The organism is Aeromonas sp. QDB23 (genome assembly GCF_027707745.1).
GTDB classification, from domain to species: Bacteria; Pseudomonadota; Gammaproteobacteria; order Enterobacterales; family Aeromonadaceae; genus Aeromonas; species Aeromonas allosaccharophila.
The window spans coordinates 1-20,414 of sequence record NZ_JAPCJA010000067.1 but is presented as its reverse complement, the minus strand read 5'-3'; the positions used below and the strand labels follow the sequence as shown (position 1 = coordinate 20,414).

General features: G+C 59.9%; 18 protein-coding genes, 1 pseudogene and 1 riboswitch. Of the genes and pseudogenes, 8 read left to right on the top strand and 11 right to left on the bottom strand.

What is annotated here, in order from left to right; translation table 11 throughout:
• Window positions 1-142: 142 nt before the first annotated feature.
• The 6 genes from ilvN to PG888_RS20305 form a co-directional block, all read right to left on the bottom strand.
• Window positions 143-637, bottom strand: a complete 495-nt coding sequence (ilvN, locus tag PG888_RS20330) for an acetolactate synthase small subunit (protein ID WP_005311605.1) — start codon at window positions 635-637, stop codon at window positions 143-145.
• Window positions 638-808: 171 nt separating this feature from the next.
• A complete protein-coding gene (locus PG888_RS20325; RefSeq protein ID WP_182938884.1) occupies window positions 809-2,527 on the bottom strand; it encodes an acetolactate synthase 3 large subunit in 1,719 nt (572 codons plus the stop codon).
• A 390-nt stretch (window positions 2,528-2,917) separates the two neighbouring features.
• Window positions 2,918-3,070 carry a hypothetical protein gene (locus PG888_RS20320; protein ID WP_098972262.1) on the bottom strand — a complete coding sequence of 51 codons (153 nt, stop codon included), beginning with the start codon at window positions 3,068-3,070 and terminating at the stop codon, window positions 2,918-2,920.
• Window positions 3,071-3,107: 37 nt separating this feature from the next.
• On the bottom strand, window positions 3,108-4,217 hold the full coding sequence (locus PG888_RS20315) for an MJ1255/VC2487 family glycosyltransferase (protein WP_182938883.1): 1,110 nt from the start codon (window positions 4,215-4,217) through the stop codon (window positions 3,108-3,110).
• Complete coding sequence (locus PG888_RS20310) at window positions 4,214-4,717, bottom strand: phosphatase PAP2 family protein (protein WP_182938882.1); 504 nt, start codon at window positions 4,715-4,717, stop codon at window positions 4,214-4,216. The genes PG888_RS20315 and PG888_RS20310 overlap by 4 nt, the downstream gene beginning before the upstream one ends.
• Window positions 4,718-4,843: 126 nt before the next feature.
• Window positions 4,844-5,464 carry a TetR/AcrR family transcriptional regulator gene (locus tag PG888_RS20305; RefSeq protein ID WP_042059830.1) on the bottom strand — a complete coding sequence of 207 codons (621 nt, stop codon included), beginning with the start codon at window positions 5,462-5,464 and terminating at the stop codon, window positions 4,844-4,846.
• A 408-nt stretch (window positions 5,465-5,872) separates the two neighbouring features.
• Here PG888_RS20305 and leuA point away from each other — a divergent pair, with 408 nt between their 5' ends.
• The 5 genes from leuA (at window position 5,873) to PG888_RS20280 (ending at window position 11,611) form a co-directional block, all read left to right on the top strand.
• Window positions 5,873-7,435, top strand: coding sequence for a 2-isopropylmalate synthase (gene leuA, locus PG888_RS20300; protein WP_040097792.1), 1,563 nt, complete (start codon window positions 5,873-5,875; stop codon window positions 7,433-7,435).
• Complete coding sequence (gene leuB, locus PG888_RS20295; protein ID WP_182938881.1) at window positions 7,432-8,517, top strand: 3-isopropylmalate dehydrogenase; 1,086 nt, start codon at window positions 7,432-7,434, stop codon at window positions 8,515-8,517. Before leuA ends, leuB begins: the two co-directional genes overlap by 4 nt.
• Window positions 8,518-8,550: 33 nt before the next feature.
• A complete protein-coding gene (gene leuC, locus PG888_RS20290) occupies window positions 8,551-9,948 on the top strand; it encodes a 3-isopropylmalate dehydratase large subunit (protein ID WP_182938880.1) in 1,398 nt (465 codons plus the stop codon).
• A gap of 16 nt (window positions 9,949-9,964) precedes the next feature.
• Window positions 9,965-10,564 (top strand): 3-isopropylmalate dehydratase small subunit, encoded by a 600-nt coding sequence (leuD, locus tag PG888_RS20285; protein WP_040064975.1) that lies wholly within the window; start codon window positions 9,965-9,967, stop codon window positions 10,562-10,564.
• A gap of 117 nt (window positions 10,565-10,681) precedes the next feature.
• Window positions 10,682-11,611: a transglutaminase domain-containing protein gene (locus PG888_RS20280; RefSeq protein WP_182939706.1), complete on the top strand. Its 930-nt coding sequence runs from the start codon at window positions 10,682-10,684 to the stop codon at window positions 11,609-11,611.
• 32 nt (window positions 11,612-11,643) lie between these two features.
• On the opposite strand, the gene PG888_RS20275 is transcribed toward PG888_RS20280, so the two are convergent.
• Complete coding sequence (locus PG888_RS20275) at window positions 11,644-11,934, bottom strand: PilZ domain-containing protein (protein WP_005339160.1); 291 nt, start codon at window positions 11,932-11,934, stop codon at window positions 11,644-11,646.
• A gap of 89 nt (window positions 11,935-12,023) precedes the next feature.
• A riboswitch (TPP riboswitch) is annotated at window positions 12,024-12,114 on the top strand.
• 60 nt (window positions 12,115-12,174) lie between these two features.
• Here PG888_RS20275 and thiB point away from each other — a divergent pair.
• From thiB to thiQ, 3 genes are read left to right on the top strand one after another with little or no spacing between them, the layout of a single operon-like run.
• On the top strand, window positions 12,175-13,155 hold the full coding sequence (gene thiB / locus PG888_RS20270; RefSeq protein WP_182938879.1) for a thiamine ABC transporter substrate binding subunit: 981 nt from the start codon (window positions 12,175-12,177) through the stop codon (window positions 13,153-13,155).
• Window positions 13,152-14,771, top strand: a complete 1,620-nt coding sequence (gene thiP, locus PG888_RS20265) for a thiamine/thiamine pyrophosphate ABC transporter permease (RefSeq protein ID WP_182938878.1) — start codon at window positions 13,152-13,154, stop codon at window positions 14,769-14,771. Before thiB ends, thiP begins: the two co-directional genes overlap by 4 nt.
• The gene (gene thiQ / locus PG888_RS20260) at window positions 14,758-15,465 is read left to right on the top strand and encodes a thiamine ABC transporter ATP-binding protein (protein ID WP_182938877.1); all 708 of its coding nucleotides are present in this window, start codon (window positions 14,758-14,760) and stop codon (window positions 15,463-15,465) included. The genes thiP and thiQ overlap by 14 nt, the downstream gene beginning before the upstream one ends.
• 69 nt (window positions 15,466-15,534) lie before the next feature.
• Here thiQ and PG888_RS20255 read toward each other — a convergent pair whose 3' ends face one another.
• The 4 genes and pseudogenes from PG888_RS20255 to PG888_RS20240 form a co-directional block, all read right to left on the bottom strand.
• Window positions 15,535-16,905: a PhoH family protein gene (locus PG888_RS20255; RefSeq protein WP_182938876.1), complete on the bottom strand. Its 1,371-nt coding sequence runs from the start codon at window positions 16,903-16,905 to the stop codon at window positions 15,535-15,537.
• Window positions 16,906-17,126: 221 nt separating this feature from the next.
• Complete coding sequence (locus tag PG888_RS20250; RefSeq protein ID WP_058053024.1) at window positions 17,127-17,810, bottom strand: TSCPD domain-containing protein; 684 nt, start codon at window positions 17,808-17,810, stop codon at window positions 17,127-17,129.
• A 10-nt stretch (window positions 17,811-17,820) separates the two neighbouring features.
• On the bottom strand, window positions 17,821-19,968 hold the full coding sequence (locus PG888_RS20245; protein WP_182938875.1) for an adenosylcobalamin-dependent ribonucleoside-diphosphate reductase: 2,148 nt from the start codon (window positions 19,966-19,968) through the stop codon (window positions 17,821-17,823).
• A 211-nt stretch (window positions 19,969-20,179) separates the two neighbouring features.
• Window positions 20,180-20,335 (bottom strand): annotated as a pseudogene (locus PG888_RS20240) (pullulanase); the annotation flags it as partial.
• Window positions 20,336-20,414 lie beyond the last annotated feature (79 nt).

The window sequence follows — 20,414 nt, the reverse complement described above, 5'->3', positions numbered from 1 at the left end:
AAGCCAAGGCCCCAGAGGTATAGTGTGAAAAAAGCCAATAAAAACAATGCCAGTCAGGCTTAACTGACTGGCATTACTCCGCAGAGCCCTCTTTTCCTTCACTCTGCGGCAGCTGACGCGTCATCAGCTGTCCCGCCAGCCATCAGGGCCGCAGCGCCTTGTCTGCCCGCGAGATGCCGCAGACGCCGGAGCGCACCACTTCGATGATCTCGTTGGTCTGGGCGGCAGTCTTGATAAAGGCATCCAGCTTTTCGCTGGTGCCCACCAGCTGTACCGTGTACTGCTCGGGGGTGACGTCGACAATCTGGCCACGGAAGATATCCGCCAGCCGTTTCAGCTCGTCACGGGCCCCACCGGCAGCGCGCGCCTTGACCAGCGCGATCTCCCGCTCGATATGCTCCCCTTCGCTCAAATCGCACACCTTGAGCACGTCCACCAGCTTGTGCAGTTGCTTCTGGATCTGCTCCAGCACCCGCTCGTCACCCATGGTGACTATGGTCATGCGCGACAGGGTGGGATCCTCGGTCGGCGCCACCGTCAGGGTCTCGATGTTGTAGCCGCGCTGGGAGAAGAGACCCACCACGCGGCTCAGGGCGCCGGATTCGTTCTCCAGCAGAACGGAAATTATATGTCTCATCAGATTTCTCCCGCCTTGCTCAGCCACATCTCATCGGCGGCGTGATTCACCAGTACGACCGAAATAATATGTTCCATCGTCAGGTTCTCTCCGTCTTGCTCAGCAACATCTCGTCATTGATGGAACCAAACTTGAGCTCCATGAGTACGACCGAAATAATGTGTCCCATTGTCAGGTCCTCTCCGTCTTGCTCAGCCACATCTCGTCCATGGCGCCAAACTTGATCTGCATCGGATAGACGTGCTCATCCGGGTCGACCGAGATATCCATGAACACCAACCGATCCTTCATGGCGAAGGCCTTCTCCATGGCGCTCTCCAGCTCGGCCGGATCGCTCACCGCGATACCGACGTGGCCGTAGGCTTCCGCCAGTTTGACGAAGTCCGGCAGGGACTCCATGTAGGAGTGGCTGTGACGGCCGCCGTAGAACATCTTCTGCCACTGCTTGACCATGCCCAGCGCACGGTTGTTGATGGAGATGATCTTGATGGGCACCCCATACTGCAAGCAGGTCGAGAGCTCCTGAATATTCATCTGTACCGAGCCGTCGCCGGTGACGCAGCAGACCACCGCATCCGGGTTGGCAAACTGGGCCCCCATGGCGGCCGGAATACCGAAGCCCATGGTGCCGAGGCCACCGGAGTTGATCCACTGGCGCGGCTTGGCAAACGGGTAGTAAAGGGCGGCAAACATCTGGTGCTGGCCGACGTCGGAGGCAACGAACGCCTGACCCTGAGTCACCTTGTAGAGGGTCTCGATCACCTGCTGCGGCTTGATCTGGGTAGCCGATTTTTCGTAAGCCAGACAGTGACGGGAGCGCCACTGGTTGATCTGGCTCCACCAGTCCGCCAGCGCCTCCTTGTCGTTATCGAAGCCACACTCACGGATCACCTCCAGCATCTGCTCCAGCACGGTTTCCACCGAGCCGACGATGGGCACATGGGCCTGCACCGTCTTGGAGATGGAGGTGGGGTCGATATCGATATGAACCACGGTCGCATTGGGGCAGAACTTGGCCACGTTGTTGGTGACGCGGTCATCAAAGCGGGCACCCACGGCGAAGATGAGATCCGCGTTGTGCATGGTCTTGTTGGCTTCGAAGGTGCCGTGCATCCCCAGCATGCCGATAAATTGCGGATGGATGCCGGAGAAGGCCCCCAGCCCCATCAGGGTGGTGGTCACCGGCAGGTTCAGCAACTCTGCCAGCTTGGTTACCAGATGATCCGCATTGGCGTTGATGGCGCCGCCGCCCACATACATCACCGGGCGCTGGGCATCCACCAGCAGCTTGGCGGCCCGCTTGATCTGGCCCTTGTGGCCAGACTTGGTCGGGTTGTAGGAGCGCAGGGAGACCGACTCGGGATACTGGTAGGGGAATTTCTCTTTCGGGTTCTGCACATCTTTGGGCAGATCCACCACCACCGGCCCCGGGCGGCCGCTGGCGGCAATGTAGTAGGCCTTCTTGATGGCCTCGGGAATATCGCTCGCCTTCTTGCACAGGAAGCTGTGCTTCACCACCGGGCGGGAGATACCGATCATGTCGGTCTCCTGGAACGCATCCTCACCGATCATGCTGGTCGGCACCTGGCCGGAGAGGATCACCAGCGGAATGGAATCCATATAGGCGGTGGCAATACCGGTAATGCAGTTGGTCGCTCCCGGGCCAGATGTTACCAGCACAGTCCCCACCTTGCCGGTGGAGCGGGCGTAACCGTCAGCCATGTGAACCGCGGCTTGCTCGTGCCGCACCAAGACATGCTCCATCTTGCCGTTTTCGAAGAGAGCGTCATAGATGTCGAGCACTGAGCCACCAGGGTAGCCGAAGACGTGCTCAACTCCCTGATCTTCCAGCGCTCTAACCACCATCTGGGCGCCTGATAACATCTCCATGATAAAGCCCTCCAGGCTTTGCTCCGTTTAGCGAATCCCGCCGACGATGCCGTGCTTCCCGGCACGGCCCGATCCGTTTCTTGTTGTTATCTGAATGCAGATCGGCCCGATTCAGCCCCGTCGACAGGTGAAAAAAAGGATTTTTCCATCATTCACCCGAAAATCGGGTGAAAAACCAACTTAACCCGCCAATGAACGGTTGTCCACGGCTTTGTCTGACCAGAACAGTCATAGATTTCAACCGGCTATTAACATTCAATGAGTTGCCGCTGCGACCATGAGACAAACGGGAAGGAAGTCGGGGAATAGCCAGCGGATCATTCCGCTGAGGGGAAAAACAGCCACAAAAAAGCCCACCGCTCAGGGGTGGGCTTGATGCCGGATGATGACTCAGTTGTCCTGATCCGGCTCCGCCAGCCAGATCTGCTGATCCGGATCGGTCTCTTCACTGACCGAAATGCTGACACCCATATCGAGCAACTCGTGCAGGGTCAGATTGTCCGCCAGCGTCATGGTTTCGCCATTCTCATTGGTAAAGCGCATTTGCTCCGTCCTCTCCTTGGTGGGATCGCCTTTCAGTCTAGTCAACAACGCTCACTTGCGATAACCAGCAGCTGGATAAACAGTCACCCCCATCCAGCTCGCTCAGGCGATCACTCACCTCCTCCGGAAACAGGGTACGCGCCCATAACCGCCGCGACAGAGAGGCCACGCTCTCGTCGGCTCCCGCCGCCAGCCAGCGGGCCAGCTCCCCCGCAACATCGGGGTAGCAGACCGCTCCCGGCGAAGCGCTGTCGAGCCAGGTGCGCACCAGATTGGCATCGAGCACATCCATCAGGGTCGCCAGCCCCATCATCTCCAGAGTCTTGCCATTGGTCAGCTGCTCGAACTGGCCGCCGAGGGGTTTGACCAGCAGCTTCTTGCCGAGGGTGAGCGCCTCGGAAGCAAGCTCGAAGCCCGCGTTGGAGATGACGCCGCGACAACCGGCCAGCACGGCGATAAACCCGTGCCGCGACGGTGGCTCGAAGCGCAGGTTGCGCCATTGACTCGGGGTGCGGATGGCGGGGTGAAAGCAGACGAAGCGCTGCTGGCCAAAACGCGACAGCAGGGCGGCGATCGCCTCGGTCTGCTCGAACGGTAGATAGACCAAGATCTCGCCGTTATCCGGCGCGGCGGCGATGGGGTCAATCACCGGCGGCAACAAGGGGTGACCAAAGTGAAACCAGTGCAGCCCGAGCGGCTGATCCACAGGAGCAAAGTGGCGCATCAGCTGGCGGCTGACCCCGTCCTCCCCCCAGCGCGGGATGGGCCAGTTGAAGCTGGCCTGATGACTGATGGTGAGGCTCGGCTTGCCATAGCGGCGGGCAGCGTGGGCGGTCAGCGGCTCAAAATCGCTCACCACCAGATCGTATTCGCTGCAATCGAGGGCCCGCAGATCCCGCCAGAAGGTGAGCGGCGAGGCGGCCTGCAGGGTGCGCCACGGCGAGACCCGCCCCTCGTGACTGACAAAAGTGAGGCCGGCAAAGGCGCGGTAGGCACCAAACTCCTCCATGTCGAAGTAGCGCTCGGCAGGACGGCCGCTAAAGAGATAATCCACCTCGACCCCTGCCGTGCGCAGCGCCCGAGCCAGGGTGCGACTGCGACTGATATGACCGTTGCCGGTGCCTTGCACCCCAAACAGTATCCTCATGAGTGGCTCCAGCCGAGCGCCAGCACGGCGCAACCGCCACCCAGCAGGGCTCCGGCCACCAGATCGCTCAGGTAGTGAACCCCGAGTAACAATCGCGATGCCCCCACCAGCGTCGCCCAGCCAAACAGCAGGGGGGCCCAGAGCGGAAAGCCGGTCGCCAGTATGGTGGCCATCAGAAAGGCAGCGGCGGTGTGGCCGGAGGGAAGGCTGTAGCGATCGGAGGGGGTGATAAAGACCGGCAAGCCGATAGGCCGTTGCCGTTTCAGGCTGTTTTTCAGCAGCAGATAGAGGGGCAGCTCGATGGCGAAGGCGAGCAGCGCCAGTCGCACCAGTTCCCGCTCTGCCTCACCCTGCCACCAGAGCAGGGCGGCCAGCACGGCGTACAGCGGGCCATCACCGGTACGGGAAATGAGGCGACTCACCCTCGCCAGCGGCCGGTTGTAGCCGTGCAGCAGGCAGACCCGGCACACCTGCAGGTCCCATTGCTGGATCTTGTTCATATCCCCTCCTTCCCTGAATTCTGCTTGCAGAGTAGGAAAGCGGGATGACGTTACGTTGAACGAGGGATAACAGATTTATGAAAAAAGGGCCGAATGGCCCTTTTTAATCTCGATGTTGCGGCAAAATCAGTGGCTGCCGCGCAGGCCGGTCTCCATCAGACGGCAGTTGTGATCCGCCAGACGGGCCATGAAGTGCTCATCCACTTTCAGGCCAAACACCTGCTCGTAGAGATCTTTCATCACGAACGGCTGCCACATCATGCTGAGGAAAGAGATCTTCAGCATCTCGGGATCCAGGTTGTCACCCAGCTCGCCGTTGGACTTCATGGTTTCCAGCAGGGCATCGAACTGCGGCAGCTGACGTTCCAGCAGGCGGTTCAGCACAAAATCCCGGCCAGGGCTCTTCTCGGTCGACAATGCGCTGGAGATGGCCGAGGTCAGCTCGCTATTGGGCGCCATCACCTGATAGTAGGTGTTGAGCAGCTCGTTGAGGCTGTGATTGCTGTGTTCATCTTGCCAGGCATGGTCGAGGGGCTCGGCGACATCGCCCAGCACAGCTTTGTAAAGACCCTCTTTACTGCCGAAGTAGTAGTGGATCATTGCCAGATTGGAGCCAGCAAGCTCCGCGATTTCGCGTGTAGTCACCTTGCTATAGGGAGTATTGAGAAAACGCTCACGGGCGGCAGCAAGCAACTTGTCACGAATGTCAGAACGTCCGACCGGACGACCAGGTCTACGTTTTTCCATTTAACACCTCAGATAATTCAGCCAATGCTGATAAGTCGATCTGGTTGTGCAGAGAATAGAGCACAGCAGGAATGACCAGATAATCGGTCATGGGCCGAATATGGGACAAGGAAATTTGCAATCCTTTACAATCCGATTAAATACGTCAGCAGATTGCCCCTGACCTTCCGTGTTGACACAGCATAAAAATCTCGATATTGGTAAAAGCGTTATCGACTGGAAGGAATAACAACGTCATGCATATCGCCACCCCGCTACTACTAATCTCCCTAATCGCGTTAATTCGCGCGGGATCCTTGTAGCCGGGCTAAGGCATAGCCGGAATTTACAAAAACCCGTGCACCCTGCACGGGTTTTTTTATGCCGCCGCAGGATGCACGTTACCGAACTTAGGAAGAGGGAAGTCACATGTCAGATCGGGTCATCATATTCGACACCACCTTGCGTGATGGTGAGCAGGCCCTGGCGGCCAGTTTGACAGTCAAGGAGAAGCTGCAGATCGCCCAGGCACTGGAGCGGCTCGGTGTCGACGTCATGGAGGTGGGCTTCCCGGTCTCCTCTCCCGGCGATTTTCAATCGGTGCAGACCATAGCCCGCCACATCAAAAACAGCCGGGTCTGTGCCCTCGCCCGCGCCCTGCCCAAGGATATCGATGCTGCCGGTGAAGCCTTGCGGGTCGCCGAGGCGTTTCGCATCCACACCTTTATCTCCACCTCCTCCATCCATGTGGAGAGCAAGCTGAAAAAGAGCTTCGAGGATGTGCTGGAGATGGGGGTCGGCGCCATCAAGCACGCCCTGCGCTACACCGATGATGTGGAGTTCTCCTGTGAGGATGCAGGCCGCACGCCGATTGATAATCTCTGCCGCATGGTGGAGGCCGCCATCAAGGCGGGGGCCCGCACCATCAATATCCCCGATACCGTGGGCTACACGGTACCGACCGAGTTCTCCGGCATCATCCACACCCTGTTCAACCGGGTGCCCAACATCGACAAGGCCATCATCTCGGTCCACTGCCACGACGATCTGGGACTCTCGGTGGCCAACTCCATCGGCGCGGTGCAGATGGGAGCCCGCCAAATCGAGTGTACCATCAACGGCATCGGCGAACGGGCGGGCAACTGCTCGCTGGAAGAGGTGGCGATGATCCTCAAAACCCGCGCCGATCTGCTCGGGGTGCAGACCAATATCCGCCACAACGAAATTCATCGCACCAGCACGCTGGTCAGCCAGCTCTGCAACATGCCGGTGCAGCCCAACAAGGCGATCGTCGGGGCCAACGCCTTCTCCCACAGCTCCGGCATCCATCAGGATGGCGTGCTCAAGGCGAAAAACACTTACGAAATCATCACCCCCGAGAGCATTGGCCTGACCCAGAACAACCTCAACATGACCTCCCGCTCCGGCCGTCACGTCATCAAGCACCGGATGGAGTCCATGGGCTACGCCGAGAGCAGCTACGACCTCGACCACCTCTATGGCAAGTTCCTGACCCTGGCCGACAAGAAGGGGCAGGTGTTCGACTACGACCTCGAAGCGCTGGCCTTCTTCAGCCAGATCCACGAAGAGCCGGAGCACTTCAAGCTTGAGTACCTCGGGGTACAGAGCGGCAGTTCGGTGCTGGCGACCGCCTCGGTCAAATTGAAGGTAGGGCAGGATCTGGTGTGCGAAGCGGCCACCGGCAACGGCCCGGTGGATGCGGTCTACCAGTGCATCAACCGCATTACCGGCTATGAGATCCGCATCGACAAATATGCCCTCAAGAGCAAGGGTGAAGGGGAAGATGCCCTCGGTCAGGTCGATATCGTCGCCGAGTACAAAGGGCGCAAATTCCACGGTATGGGGCTGGCCACCGACATCATCGAATCCTCGGCCCACGCCCTGCTCCATGTGATCAACAGCATCTGGCGCGCCGATCAGGTCGCCGAGCAGATGGAACGAAATAACACTATCAAGACGGAGACAGTATGAGCAGTTATCGGATCGCAGTATTACCGGGTGACGGCATTGGCCCGGAAGTGATGGCCGAGGCCGTCAAGGTGCTGGAGAAGGTGCAGGCCAAGTTCGGCCTCGCCTTCGAGTATGATCGCCACGACGTGGGCGGCATCGCCATCGACAACCACGGCACCCCGCTGCCGCAAAGCACCATCAAAGGTTGTGAAGCGGCCGATGCCGTGCTGTTTGGCTCGGTGGGCGGCCCGAAATGGGAACATCTGCCCCCCAACGATCAGCCGGAGCGCGGTGCCCTGCTGCCCCTGCGCGCCCACTTCAAGCTGTTTTGCAACCTGCGTCCGGCCCGCATCTACACCGGTCTGGAGCAGTTCTCCCCGCTGCGCGCCGACATCTCCGATCGCGGTTTTGACATAGCCTGCGTGCGGGAGCTGACCGGCGGCATCTACTTCGGCCAGCCCAAGGGGCGCGAGGGAGAAGGGGCGAACGAGAAAGCATTCGACACCGAGGTGTACCACCGCTTCGAGATCGAGCGCATCGCCAAAATTGCCTTTGAGTCGGCTCGTGTGCGCCGTAGCAAGGTCACCTCCATCGACAAGGCCAACGTGCTCGCCTCCTCCATCCTGTGGCGCGAAGTGGTGACGCAAGTTGCCAAATCCTACCCGGACGTGGCACTGAACCATATGTATATCGACAACGCGACCATGCAGCTCATCAAGGATCCGTCCCAGTTCGACGTGCTGCTCTGCTCCAACCTGTTCGGTGACATCCTCTCCGACGAGTGCGCCATGATCACCGGCTCCATGGGGTTGCTCCCCTCTGCCAGCCTCAACGAATCGGGTTTCGGCCTGTTCGAACCGGCAGGTGGCTCGGCCCCCGATATTGCAGGCAAAGGGATCGCCAACCCCATCGCCCAGATCCTCTCCGCCGCCCTGATGCTGCGTTACAGCCTGGGCCAGGAAGCTGCCGCCCTGGCCATCGAGCAGGCCGTGGCCCAGACTCTGGCCGAGGGTTACTTCACCGCCGACCTGCATCAGGCCAGCGCCCGCCATCCGGTGCAGAGCACGTCCGAGATGGGCAGCCAGATCGCCGCCCGGATCTGAGCCGCATAACAAATAACAAGGAAGAGAGAAGCAATGGCCAAGACCCTCTATCAGAAAGTATTCGACGCCCACGTGGTACGGGAAGTGGAAGGGGAAACGCCCCTCATCTACATCGACCGCCATCTGGTGCATGAAGTGACCAGCCCGCAGGCATTCGACGGCCTGCGCGCCATGAACCGCCAGTTGCGCCGCCCGGACCTGACCTGGGCCACCATGGATCACAACGTCTCCACCACCACCAAGGACATCGCCGCCTCTGGCGAGATGGCCCGCATCCAGATGGAGACGCTGGCCGACAACTGTAAAGAGTTCGGGGTTCGCCTCTACGATCTCAACCACAAATATCAGGGGATCGTCCATGTGATGGGCCCCGAGCTCGGCATCACCCTGCCCGGCACCACCATCGTCTGCGGCGACTCCCACACCGCCACCCACGGCGCCTTCGGCTCGCTGGCGTTCGGCATCGGCACCTCCGAGGTGGAGCATGTGATGGCCACCCAGACCCTGAAACAGGGGCGCGCCAAGACCATGCGTATTTCGGTCAACGGCAAGCTGGCCGAGGGCATCAGCGCCAAGGATGTGGTGCTGGCCATCATAGGCCGGGTCGGCCATGCCGGTGGTACCGGCTACGTGGTGGAGTTCGCTGGCGAAGCCATCGAAGGGCTCACCATGGAAGGGCGGATGACGGTGTGCAACATGGCCATCGAGCTGGGCGCCAAGGCGGGAATGATCGCCCCCGACCAGACCACCATCGACTACATCCGTGGCAAGGAGTTTGCCCCCAAGGGCGAGGCGCTTGAGCAGGCCATCGCCTACTGGCAGAGCCTCAAGAGCGATGAAGGTGCCCACTTCGATGCCGAAGTAGTGCTGGACGCCGCCGATATCGCCCCTCAGGTCACCTGGGGGACCAACCCGGGGCAGGTGATTGCCGTCAATGAACCCATTCCTGCACCGGAATCCTTCAGCGATCTGATGGAGCAGCAGTCCGCTCGCAAGGCGCTCGCCTATATGGATCTTCAGCCTGGCCAGAAGCTCTCCGATGTCGCCATCGATAAGGTGTTTATCGGATCGTGCACCAACAGCCGCATCGAAGATCTGCGCGCCGCCGCCGCCATCGCCCGCGGTCGCAAGGTGGCTGCTGGCGTACAGGCGCTGGTGGTGCCGGGCTCCGAGCAGGTGAAGGCGCAGGCCGAAGCGGAGGGTCTGGACAAGATCTTCATTGAGGCCGGTTTTGAGTGGCGCCTGCCCGGCTGCTCCATGTGTCTGGCGATGAACAACGACCGGCTGCAACCGGGGGAGCGCTGCGCCTCCACCAGCAACCGCAACTTCGAAGGGCGTCAGGGCCGCGCCGGCCGCACCCATCTGGTCAGCCCGGCCATGGCCGCCGCAGCCGCCGTCACCGGCCGCTTCGCCGACATTCGCGCGCTGTAATTACGAGGAGAACAAGATGACAGGCTTCAAGCAACATAAAGGGATCGTCGTCCCCCTCGACAGCGCCAACGTCGACACCGACGCCATCATTCCCAAGCAGTTTTTGCAGAAGGTGAACCGCATCGGTTTTGGCAAGCACCTGTTCCACGACTGGCGCTTCCTCGACGATGCCGGCCAGCAGCCCAACCCCGAGTTTGTGCTCAACCAGCCGCAATTCGCCGGTGCCAGCATCCTGCTGGCCCGCGAGAACTTCGGCTGTGGCTCGAGCCGTGAGCACGCCCCCTGGGCGCTGGCCGACTACGGCTTCAAGACCATTATTGCCCCGAGCTTTGCCGACATTTTCTACGGCAACGCCATCAACAATGGCATGGTACCGGTGCGCCTGAAGGAGGAGGAGGTCGATGCCCTGTTCCAGCTGGTTGCCGCCCAGCCGGGCATCGAAATTGAAGTGGATCTGGAGGCCAATCAGGTGCGCGCTGGTAGCCTCTGCTTTGGTTTCGAGATCGACGAGTTTCGTCGTTACTGCCTGCTGAACGGGCTGGACGCTATCGGCCTGACCCTGCAGCACGAGGCCGCCATCAGCGCCTTTGAGGCGAAGCAGCCGAGCTGGATTTAACACGCCAGTTGCAAAAAAACGAGTAGAATCAACAGGGAGCTTCGGCTCCCTGTTTTACTGTCCGCTACGCTTCCCACTTTGGGCCACCGGAACTGGCCCGTGCCACAGGAAAGGATGATGAAGAGACCGACGGCAATTCCTCTGCTCTGTGCCCTGCTGCTTGCCCTGCCTGCGGGGGCCAGCCAAACCAGCTTCAACAACAGCCTCGGCCAGATCAGCGTCGGCTGGCAAGATAGCGAAGGCAAACCCCAGCAGCTCACCTACCGGCTCGAACAGGGCAAGTTGCCGCCGCTTATCGCCTATCGCCCGGCCAGAATGCAGGAGGAGGTGTTGCAGGTGTTGCTGCGGGAGGTGCGCCAGAACTACCCCGAGGTGCAGTTCACCCTCGCTCGCCCCTCGCTGGAGCTGCATCTGAAAAGCCGCAATCAGGACAAGGCGCGTGAGGCGATGGCCTTTCTGCAGTCACAACGGAGCAAAGAGGAGCAGGCGTGGCTGACCAAACACTACTTCCAGTACTTCAACACCCCTGACGGGCAGCTGGCGGTGAAACAGGATCATGTGCGCATCGCGCTGGAGAGTCGCAGCGGGCTGGCTCCGCTGGCGGATCAACTCAAGCAGCAGGGCAGCACCGAAACGGAAGCTAGCCAGAAGACCGTGGCACATATGCTCACCTTTATCCAGAGTATCCCCTATCAGCAGCTCGATAACCTAAACGGAAGGCAGGGCAAGGGTTTTCTCTCGCCCCGTCAGGTCTTGGAGCAGAACCGGGGCGACTGCGACAGCAAGGTAACCCTGATGGCCGCCATGCTGGCCCAGCTCTTTCCCGAGCTGAAACAGGCCATGGTGTTTGTCCCCGGCCATGCCCTGCTGGCCGTTGACCTGCCCGCCAAGCCGGGGGATGTGACCCTCAACTGGCAAGGGCAGAACTACCTGCTGATCGAACCTACCGGCCCCGCCACCTTGCCTGCGGGCCAAATAGCATCGACCAGCAAAACGCTGGTCGATAGCAAGCAGTTGAGTGTGCAGCCGGTTCAGGAAAAAGGGTAATCCCCTCCCTCTGCTGATAGGGAGAAAAAGGATTAACCCTGAGGCAGAAACTCTACCGCCAACAGCAACCCGCTCTCTTCCTCCAGTACCCGGATAATGCGGGCGTGGGCTTCAAAGGGGGGCAACAGGTTGTTGTTGGTGGCAAGACTGATCCGGATGGGCTGATTGATATCGAGCTGGTGTTCAGAGACCGCAATCCCCATGCCGTTGGCACTGAGATCCCGGCAGATCCCCTCCAGCACCAGCTGCTGTTGATAGACGGTGACCGGAGCATTGATGACCATGCGCGCAAAGGCACGCCTTTCCTTGGTATTGGTAAGCACGCGAACATCCTCTGTTGGGTGGGCGTCATCTCATGGGTATTGCACAATTGTGCTGGTCTACCCAAAAGAACGTTAATACAATGCGGTTCGTTTCTCAAACGGGGTGCGGTTTACCGCTGAGATTATACCCGTGTACCTGATCCAGATAATGCTGGCGGAGGAATTTGAGGCATGGCGCTCATTTTTTGCGCCCTCACCCGCTGGCACCTCGTTATTAACAAGTAATAGGGAGTGCCACCCATGAAGACCCTGCTGCTGGTCACCACCGGCCTGCTGTCGGCCAATGCGTTCGCCGCCGACACCCTCACCGTCTACACCTACAGCTCCTTCACTGCCGAGTGGGGGCCGGGGCCCAAGATCAAACAAGCCTTCGAGAAAGAGTGCGGCTGCACCCTCAATCTGGTTCCCCTCGAAGATGGGGTGGCCATCCTCAACCGGCTGCGGCTGGAGGGCAACCACAGCAAAGCTGATCTGGTACTGGGGCTCGACGATGCCCTCATCAGTGAAGCCAAGCAGAGCGGCCTGTTCGCCCCCCATCCCGCCAAGCTCGACGGCATCAAGGTGCCGGGCGGCTGGCAGGACGACACCTTCGTCCCCTACGACTATGGCTACTTCGCCTTTGTCTATGACAAGGAGAAGCTCAAGCAGCCCCCCAAGAGCCTGAAAGAGCTGGTGGAGCGCCCCGATCTCAAGGTGATCTATCAGGATCCCCGCACCTCCACCCCGGGGCAGGGGTTGATGCTGTGGATGAAGTCTGTCTACGGCGACAAGGCGCCTGCCGCCTGGGCCGAGCTTGCCAAAAAGACGGTCACCGTCACCAAAGGGTGGTCAGAGGCCTACGGCATGTTCCTCGATGGCGAAGCGGACATGGTGCTCTCCTACACCACCTCTCCGGCCTATCACCTGATTGGCGAGAACAAGCCCCAGTATCAGGCAGCAGCCTTCGAGGAGGGCCACTACCGTCAGGTAGAAGTGGCCGCCAAGCTGAAGAGCGCCAAACAGGAGAAGCTGGCTGACCAGTTCCTGCAGTTCATGGTGAGCCCCGCCTTCCAGCAGGAAATCCCGACCGGCAACTGGATGTATCCGGTGATCGACACGCCGTTGCCCAAGGGCTTCGAGCAGATGATCACTGTAGCCAAGCCGCTCGCCTTCAGCAGCGATGAGGTTGCCGCCCATCGCAAAGGGTGGATCCGCGAGTGGCTGCAAGCCGTCACCCAGTGAGCCGTTATCTGAAACCACAGGCTCGTCCCCTCTGGTGGTTGCCGGGCAGTGCAGCCACCCTGTTGATCCTGCTGTTATCCCTCGGGCCGCTCGTGGCCCTGCTGTGGCAGGCCGGTTCGCTGGCGCCCCGCACCCTGCTCGCAGACCCTTATCTGCGTCATGTGCTGGGCTTCAGTCTGGGGCAGGCGCTGCTCTCCACCCTGCTGAGCCTGGGGCTTGCCATTCCGGTGGCCCGTGCATTGGCGCGGCGCCGCTTCGTTGGCCGCACCCTGCTGATCAAGTTGTTTGGCCTCTCGCTGGTGCTGCCGGTCATCATCGCCATCTTCGGCATAGTAGCGGTACACGGCAAACAGGGGTGGCTACCGCAACTGCTACGGTCACTCGGGCTGGATCCCGGCAACTACCTCTACGGCCTGTTCGGCATCCTGCTGGCCCACGTCTTCTTCAACATGCCGCTGGCGGCCCGCCTGATGCTGCAGAGCATAGAGAGCATTCCCGAATCAAGCTGGCGCCTCGCCAGCCAGCTCGGCATGCGCTCATCCCATATCTTCCGGCTGCTGGAGTGGCCGCTCATTCGCGGTATATTGCCGGGGCTTGCCAGCCTCATCTTCATGCTCTGCTTCACCAGCTTCACCACGGTGCTGGCGCTGGGGGGCGGGCCGAAGTCCACCACGCTGGAGGTGGCCGTCTATCAGGCGCTGCGCTTTGACTTCGATCTCGCCACCGCAGGCGGACTGGCGCTGGTGCAGCTGATCCTGACCGCCGCCCTGCTCGCCCTGCAACACAAGCTGCAGAGCACCCCGGCCAGCAGGGTGACCCCCCGTCGCCCCTGCCTGCGGCCGGATCGCCATCAGCCGGGCACGGCCGTGGTGGATCTCTTCTCGCTCTGCATCGGGCTCGCCATCTTTCTGCCGCCCCTGCTGGCCATCGTGGTGGCAGGCCTCCATCCCGGCCTGCTGACTGCGCTAACCTCAAGCAAGTTGTGGCTGGCGAGCGGTCAGTCGCTGCTGATTGCACTGGCGGCAGGCACCCTGGCGACCCTGCTCGGCAGCGGCCTGCTACTCACCAGCCGTCACCTCAAGGTGCGCACCCGCCAGCGGCGGGCTGCCGCCCTGTGGGAGGCCAGCGGTTCGGTGATCCTGATGATCCCGGCCGTGGTGCTCTCTACCGGTCTCTTTATCCTGTTTATGCCCTTTGCCGATGTATTTGCACTCGGCCCATGGCTGGTAGTACTGGTCAACGCCCTGATGGCGCTGCCCTATGTGATGCGCACCCTCTCAGCCCCCATGCAGTTGGTGGTACGCCAATACGACCGGCTGGCGGACAGCCTGGGGGTACGCGGCCTGCATCGCCTGCGACTGGTGGAGTGGCCGCTGCTGCGCCGCCCGCTGGCACTGGCGATGGCGCTGTCGATGATCCTCTCGCTGGGGGATCTCGGCGCTATCGCCATGTTTGGCAGTCAGGAGCTCACCACCCTGCCCTGGCTGCTCTATCAACAGCTCGGCAGCTATCGCCTGACCGAGGCAGCCGCCACTGCCCTGCTGCTGCTGACACTCTGTTTCTCCCTGTTCTGGCTGGTGGAACGGGGGCTTGGAGGAAAACATGCTGAACATTGATACGCTGGTGACCAGCTACCCAGACTGGCGCGTCAGCTTCAGCGCGACCCTGCCCAAAGGGGAGATCACCGCACTGATTGGCCCAAGCGGCGCGGGCAAGTCGACCCTGCTCGGGATGATCGCCGGTTTCGTGCCGGTGGAATCGGGCCGCCTCAGTTTCGATGGCGAAGATCTGCTGCCGCTGGGCCCAGCCGAGCGACCGGTCACCACCCTTTTTCAGGATCACAACCTCTTCCTCCACCTGTCGGTTTTTGACAATATCGCTATCGGCCTGCACCCGGGTCTGCGCCTGAGTGCCGCCCAGCGGGCACAGGTGATCGATGCAGCCGGGCGGGTTGGTCTTGGCGAGATGCTCAACCGCCAGCCTGAACAGCTCTCCGGCGGCCAGCAACAGCGAGTCGGGCTGGCTCGCGCGTTGGTGCGAGGCAAACCATTGTTGCTGCTGGATGAACCCTTCTCGGCCCTCGATCCCGCCCTGCGCCGGGAGATGCTGGCCGAAGTGGCCCGCCTCGCCTGCGAGCAGGGCATTACCGTGCTGATGGTCTCCCACAATCCGGAAGATGCCCAGCTCATCGCCGATCAGGTGCTGTTTGTCGACGAGGGGCGCATCGCCCTGCAAGGCAAACCGGACATCCTGCAACACAGCGATCATCCCGGGCTACTGCGCTATCTGGGTCGTACGCAGGGCTCATGACCGGCGACGGGATCAAAAAAGGGGAAGCCGCTTGGCTTCCCCTTTTTCATATGAAGATGGTCAGTTAAATCAGAGATTTTCCTCGGCGAACGAGGCCAGTCGGCTGCGCACCACGCCATTGAGGAAGATGTTGGCACTGCCGTCGAAATCCTTGAAACGCTCGACGATGTAGGTGAGACCCGAGGTCACCGGGCTCAAGTAGTTAGAGTCGATCTGGGCCAGGTTACCGGAGCAGACGATCTTGGTGCCCTCGCCGCAGCGGGTGATGATGGTCTTGATCTGGGAAGCGGTCAGGTTCTGGCACTCATCCAGCAGCACGAAGGTGTTCTGGATGCTGCGCCCGCGCATGAAGTTGACCGATTTGAACTGGATATTGGCCTTCTCCATGATGTAGCTGAGCGAGCCGCTCATGTTCTCGTCCTGCTTGTGCAGCACCTCCAGTGTATCGGTCACCGCCGCCAACCAGGGCATCATCTTCTCCTCTTCGGTGCCGGGCAGGAAGCCGATGCTCTCGGCAATTTCCGGGGTATTCCGGGTGACGATCACCTTCTCGTAAATGCCCTTCTCAATCACCAGCTCCAGCGCCGCCGCCATCGCCAGCAGGGTCTTGCCGCAACCGGCCGGGCCGGTCAGGATCACCAGATCGATGTGCGGATCGAGCAGGGCATCCAGCGCCATCCCCTGATAGACGTTCTTGGGATGGACACCCCACGCCTTGCGGGACATCAGCCGCTCGCGCCCCAGATCCTTGATGCGGATCTTGTTGCCATCCTGGCTGAGTACCCGGGCGGCGAAGAAGTTCTCTTCATCCACCAGATACTGGTTTACGTGAACCCCTTCCAGCAGATTGGCATCGATCACATGGATGGTGTCGCGGCCATGGGTCTCGCTCTCGCACTCGCCAACCCGCTCCCAGAAGCTGCCGGGCACCACCTGAAAGCCTTTGGCAAGCAGGCGGATATCATCGATCAGCTGATCGCTGCGGTAATCTTCAACATGAGCAAGTCCGGCCCCTTTGGCCTTGAGGCGCATGTTGATGTCTTTGGTGACCAGCACCACCTGACGCTTCAACTCATGCTTTTGCAGATAGAGAGCCGCATTGATGATGCGGTTGTCGGCCTCCTTGTCGGTAAAGACCTCGGCATCCTGCGGCAGATGGTGATCGCTGAAGATGCAGATATTACCGCTCGCTTCGCCAGCCAGCGGAACGCCCTGGGTGATCTGATCCGGGGTTGCATCGCGGAACACATCTTCCAGCGCACGAATGGCCACCCGCGCGTCGCGGCTGACATCCTTGTTGCGATCCTTGATGTTATCGAGCTCTTCCAGCACCGTCATGGGGATGAGCACGTCGTGCTCTTTGAAGGAGTAGATAGCGAGGGGTTCGTGAAGCAGAACGTTGGTATCCAGGATAAACAGCTTTCGGTCCGTATTGTCCATAAGCATCCTCCTTGGCACTGAAGGTGCCACGTGTGTGAATCTCAGATGTCATTGAAACCACACGGCCGTGACAGTTTTATTACCCTCAACGCTACGCCCGATTTTACTATCACGCAACAAATCACTGGGCCGCCTGATTTGATTGCGCATAAAAACAGCAATGAAACGACCGGCGCTGTGGCCGGTCTTTTCTCTATCGTTCAGCTACTCAGGAATGCCTGTTAACCGCACTTGGAGTCGCCGCAGTTGAGGCAGGTCATGCAGCCATCCTTCAGCACCAGCGCCTTGGTGTGGCACTTGTAGCAGAGCGCGGCATTGGCCGGAAAACCACTGTTCGCCTGCTGCTCTTCGGCGTCCTGAGCCGCCTTCAGCTCGGCCTGCTTCTCGGCCAGAAACGCCTGCTGATGCTCGTCCAGTCCGGTTGCCTTGAGCATGCCGATCTCGGTGAGATGGCTCTCGATCACGTTGCCAATTTCGGCGATCAGCGATGGAACGTACTTGCCCTTGTTCCAGTATCCACCCTTGGGATCAAACACCGAGCGCAGCTCCTCCACCAGGAAGGTGACATCCCCACCTTTGCGGAATACCGCCGAGATGATGCGGGTCAGCGCCACGATCCACTGGTAGTGCTCCAGGCTCTTGGAGTTGATGAAGATCTCGAACGGACGGCGGGTTTCATGAACCGTGCCCTCGTTGAGAATGATGTCGTTGATGGTGATAAACAACGAGTGCTCGGAGACATGCTCCGGCGTCTTCAGCTTGTAGGTGGTGCCCATCAGTCGCTCCGGGCGCAGCACGGTTTCGTGCATGTGCACCACGTCATCCTGCGCAGAGAGATCTTCTTGCGGCTCATCCTTGGTACGCACCTTGTAGGCGACGATTTTCTTGTCGATCTTCTTGACCATAATGTCGTTCTCAGAATTTACCGTAATAGCCTTCTTTCAAGGCGTCGTAGAGGTTGGCGGCAGTGTGCAGCTCGCCATCGTATTCAATCTCTTCGTTCCCCTTGACGGAGATGACGGAGCCATCCTCCAGAGTGAACTCATAGAGGGTGTTCTCCAGATCCTTCTCCTTCACCAGCACGCCCTGGAAGGCCTCGGGATTGAAGCGGAAGGTGGTGCAGCCCTTGAGGCCGGAGTCCGAGGCATACATGTAGATGCCCTTGAACTGCTCGAACGGGAAATCGGTCGGCACGTTTGCGGTCTTGGAGATGGAGGAGTCGATCCAGCGCTGGGCCGCCGCCTGAATGTCCACGTGCTGGGCCGGGCTGATGTCGTCGGCAGTAATGAAATAGTCCGGCAGACGGCTCGCCTCCTCTTCGCTGTAAGGCATAGCAGCCGGGTTCACCAGCTCGCGATAGGCCAGCAGCTCGAAGGAGTAGACATCCACGCTCTCCTTGCTCTTCTTGCCCGGCTTGATGACGTTGCGGCTGTAGTGGTGGGCAAAGCTCGGTTCGATGCCGTTGCTGGCGTTGTTGGCCAGTGACAGCGAAATGGTGCCGGTGGGTGCAATGCTGCTGTGGTGGGTGAAACGCCCGCCCACTTCCGCCAGCTCGGCGACCAGCGCAGGATCCACCTCGGCAACCTGCTGCATATAGCGGCTATAGCGCGCGTGCAGCACCTTGCCCTTCACCTTGTCACCCACCTTGATGCCATCAGCTGCCATTTCCGGGCGCAGACGCAGCATCTTGCCGGTCACTTCGAACTCCTGCTCCATGATGGGCGCCGGGCCCTTCTCCTTGGCCAGACGCAGGGACTCATGCCAGCCGGTCATCGCCAGCTCCTGAGATACCTGCTCGGTAAAGGCCACGGATGCAGCGGAGCCGTACTTGATCTGCAGCATGGTAAGGGTCGAACCAAGCCCCAGGAAACCCATGCCGTGACGGCGCTTGGCTGTGATCTCCTCGCGCTGCTTGGCCAGTGGCAGCTGGTTGATCTCCACCACGTTGTCGAGCATGCGGGTAAAGATGGCCACAACCTTGCGAAACGCCTGCCAATCAAACGCCGCGTTTTCAGTAAAAGGATCGCGCACAAACTTGGTCAGATTGACCGATCCAAGCAGACAGGCACCGTAAGGCGGCAACGGCTGCTCGCCACAGGGGTTGGTCGCGCGGATCTCTTCACAGAACCAGTTGTTGTTCATCTGGTTGACCTTATCGATCAGGATGAAACCGGGCTCTGCATAGTCATAGGTGGAGGTCATGATGACATTCCACAGCTTGCGGGCTGGCATGGTCTTGTAGACCTTGCAGGCGACCTGCCCCAACTCGTTGAATACAACCCCTTCCTTGTTGGGCCAGTCGGCCCAGAGCACCTGAGCGGGATCGTCCAGCGCAATGCCATCCTGCTCCACCTCTTTGGCGGTGTAGGGGAAGATCAGCGACCAGGGCGCATCCTCTTTCACCGCCTTGACGAAATCTTCGGTGATCAACAGGGAGAGGTTGAACTGACGCAGGCGGCCATCTTCACGCTTGGCCTGAATAAACTCGATCACATCGGGATGGCGGATATCCATAGTGCCCATCTGGGCGCCGCGACGACCACCGGCTGACGAGACGGTGAAACACATCTTGTCGTAGATATCCATGAAGGAGAGCGGGCCGGAGGTGTAGGCACCGGCACCGGAGACAAAGGCACCGCGCGGGCGCAGGGTCGAGAAGTCATAGCCGATGCCGCAACCGGCTTTCAGGGTCAGGCCGGCCTCATGCACCTTGCCGAGGATATCGTCCATCGAATCTTCAATAGTGCCGGAGACAGTGCAGTTGATGGTTGAAGTAGCTGGCTTGTGCTCAAAAGCCCCTGCGTTGGAGGTGATGCGGCCAGCCGGAATGGCACCATTGCGCAGCGCCCACAAGAACGGCTCATACCAGGCCTCCGGTTCCAGCTCCTGCTCGGCCAACGCACGAGCTACCCGCTGGTAAGTCTCGTCGATAGAGCTGTCGATGGGAGTGCCATCCTTGCTCTTGAGGCGATACTTGCTGTCCCAGATCTCGAGGGACGTTTCCTGCATGGGGATAAGGCGGGAGCCAAGCTCACTCTCCAGCACCGGGTTCGATTTAGCCATTTTCAATCAACCTTATGTGAATGCATCAACATCATGACAACAGCACAGGACACAACCAATAGTGTCATCTAAAATAAATGGCACAACATATAGTACATCTGATGCCATGAGGGCGCCGATTCTAACCTAAAAAAATGCCCCGGCCAGCAGATTTCTGGACCGGGGCACTTAACTGATTAATTTGCTGAGAGATTTAACACTCAGAGATAGATCAGGGCTTCTTGACGTAAACAGTCGGCGCTTCACCCGCCATATTCAGATAGAACTCGTAGACGCCATCGGCATCCGGTGAGAACTTCATGTCCTCATACTTGGAGCAGGGGTTGACAGGCACCGCCTCACCACCCAATACGGCAACACCATCGCTCGTGCGTATTCCCACGCATGGCGATCGCTCAATAACATTCATGCCGATCACTCAATAACATCCATGCCGATCGCCCAAT

Excerpts from the sequence above, each read along its gene's own strand:
- ilvN (WP_005311605.1), bottom strand. The coding sequence starts at position 637 with ATGAGACATATAATTTCCGTTCTGCTGGAGAACGAATCCGGCGCCCTG.
- PG888_RS20325 (WP_182938884.1), bottom strand. The coding sequence starts at position 2,527 with ATGGAGATGTTATCAGGCGCCCAGATGGTGGTTAGAGCGCTGGAAGAT.
- PG888_RS20320 (WP_098972262.1), bottom strand. The coding sequence starts at position 3,070 with ATGCGCTTTACCAATGAGAATGGCGAAACCATGACGCTGGCGGACAAT.
- PG888_RS20315 (WP_182938883.1), bottom strand. The coding sequence starts at position 4,217 with ATGAGGATACTGTTTGGGGTGCAAGGCACCGGCAACGGTCATATCAGT.
- PG888_RS20310 (WP_182938882.1), bottom strand. The coding sequence starts at position 4,717 with ATGAACAAGATCCAGCAATGGGACCTGCAGGTGTGCCGGGTCTGCCTG.
- PG888_RS20305 (WP_042059830.1), bottom strand. The coding sequence starts at position 5,464 with ATGGAAAAACGTAGACCTGGTCGTCCGGTCGGACGTTCTGACATTCGT.
- leuA (WP_040097792.1), top strand. The coding sequence starts at position 5,873 with ATGTCAGATCGGGTCATCATATTCGACACCACCTTGCGTGATGGTGAG.
- leuB (WP_182938881.1), top strand. The coding sequence starts at position 7,432 with ATGAGCAGTTATCGGATCGCAGTATTACCGGGTGACGGCATTGGCCCG.
- leuC (WP_182938880.1), top strand. The coding sequence starts at position 8,551 with ATGGCCAAGACCCTCTATCAGAAAGTATTCGACGCCCACGTGGTACGG.
- leuD (WP_040064975.1), top strand. The coding sequence starts at position 9,965 with ATGACAGGCTTCAAGCAACATAAAGGGATCGTCGTCCCCCTCGACAGC.
- PG888_RS20280 (WP_182939706.1), top strand. The coding sequence starts at position 10,682 with ATGAAGAGACCGACGGCAATTCCTCTGCTCTGTGCCCTGCTGCTTGCC.
- thiB (WP_182938879.1), top strand. The coding sequence starts at position 12,175 with ATGAAGACCCTGCTGCTGGTCACCACCGGCCTGCTGTCGGCCAATGCG.
- thiQ (WP_182938877.1), top strand. The coding sequence starts at position 14,758 with ATGCTGAACATTGATACGCTGGTGACCAGCTACCCAGACTGGCGCGTC.
- PG888_RS20255 (WP_182938876.1), bottom strand. The coding sequence starts at position 16,905 with ATGGACAATACGGACCGAAAGCTGTTTATCCTGGATACCAACGTTCTG.
- PG888_RS20250 (WP_058053024.1), bottom strand. The coding sequence starts at position 17,810 with ATGGTCAAGAAGATCGACAAGAAAATCGTCGCCTACAAGGTGCGTACC.
- PG888_RS20245 (WP_182938875.1), bottom strand. The coding sequence starts at position 19,968 with ATGGCTAAATCGAACCCGGTGCTGGAGAGTGAGCTTGGCTCCCGCCTT.